General features: G+C 57.2%; 2 protein-coding genes. Both read right to left on the bottom strand.

The genetic code is table 11. The annotated features are described in order from the left end of the window. Positions 1 to 725 (bottom strand): ABC transporter ATP-binding protein (locus tag ACPLUI_RS14700; RefSeq protein ID WP_424660985.1); only part of this gene is annotated, 725 nt, incomplete at its 3' end. Further along, positions 722 to 1,618 (bottom strand): FecCD family ABC transporter permease (locus ACPLUI_RS14705; RefSeq protein ID WP_424660986.1); only part of this gene is annotated, 897 nt, incomplete at its 5' end. The genes ACPLUI_RS14705 and ACPLUI_RS14700, both read right to left, overlap by 4 nt.

A 1,618-nucleotide genomic window follows, 5' to 3' on the forward strand; every position in this document is an offset into this window, starting at 1 on the left:
GCCAGCCTTTCCACCGCTACCGGGACACCGTAAACGGCAGCAATGTTCTCCGGAGTCATGATTTCCATCCCCCCGCAGGCAAAGATGGTCCTGTCCTTAAGGAGCAGGAATTTATCTGCGAACCGCAAAGCAAGGTTGAGGTCGTGCATCACCACCACCGCTGCAATGTTTTGTTCCCTGGCCGCACTTTTTACAGTCTTCAAAACCTCGAATTGATTTTTCAAATCCAGGTTGCTCGTGGGTTCGTCCAGTAAAAGAACACGGGGTTCCTGGGCCAGGGCCCTGGCAATGACCACCTTTTGCAGCTCCCCCCCGCTCAATTCATCCACGTAGCGCAGGGAAAACTCCTCCAGGCCGAGGACGCCCAAAACTCGCCGGACGATTTCCAGGTCTCTTGCGGTGGTACCCCACTTGATGTGGGGTTTCCTGCCCAAAAGTACGGCGTCGAAGACGGTAAACCGGGTGCTTTCACATCTCTGCGCCACGTACCCCAGGCGGCGCGCAACTTCCCGGTGGCTGAGAGCAAACAGGTCATCTTTTTCAATGAGAATGATCCCTGTTTTCGGCTTCAGAATTCTGTTCAGGCACTTGAGCAGGGTGGACTTCCCGGCACCGTTGTTGCCCAGGATAGAGAAAAATTCACCCCTGTTGACTTCAAATCTGATATCCTTCAACACGGGCCGGCTCCCGTAACTGAATTCCACGCCGTCCACAGACAGGATCATCTTCGGCCGTACCCCCTGGAGAGAAGGTAGAGGAACAAGGGAGCGCCCATAAAAGAAGTGATCGCACCGACCGGCAAAACAACCGGGGAAATAATGGTCCTGGCCAGGGTGTCGGAAGCAAGCAGTAAAAGCCCCCCCATTACGCTGGAAGCCGGGATTAAAAATCGGTGGTCGCCGCCCAGTACCCTCCTCATCATGTGCGGCCCGACCAGACCGATAAAGCCGATGATACCGAGAAAGGAGACAATTACCGCTGTAACCAGGGAGGCCGCGAACATCCCGACTAGCCTGATTCTCTCAACGTCAACACCAAGTCCCCTGGCCGTCTCCTCCCCGCCGTCCAGAGCGTTATAATTCCACCGGTTGGCTATAAAGTAAAGCAGTGCGGAGCCGGTTACCGCGGCTATAATCTCGAGATCCCGCCAGGAAGCCCGGCCGATATCGCCAAAGGTCCAGAAAACAATCGAAGCCACCTGCACGTCGCTGGCAAAAAACTGCAGGATAATGGTAGCGGCTGAAAAAAGGGAACCCAGGGCCACCCCCGCCAGGACCATCGCTTCGGGCGTGACCCCCCTCACCCGGGCCAGGAAGAGGACCACCAGGGTCGTCGCCATCGCCCCCACAAAGGCGGAAATGGTGACCAGGTATGGGTTGTTGATGATGACTGCATCGGCGCTGGTACTCCCGGTGCTCCCCGCCCCGAGGGCAATGATGGCTACAGCCGCACCAAAGGCCGCACCCTGCGAAATGCCCAGCGTGAAAGGAGACGCCAGGGGGTTGCGCAAGAGGTTTTGCATCACGCAGCCCGCCACGGAAAGGCCGACCCCGGCAGTGACCGCAGCCAGCACCCGGGGCAACCGGATATTCCAGATAATGATATTTAAACGTCCCTC

Origin of the sequence: Desulfofundulus sp. (assembly GCF_049701015.1) — a bacterium.
Lineage (GTDB): Bacteria > Bacillota > Desulfotomaculia > Desulfotomaculales > Desulfovirgulaceae > Desulfofundulus.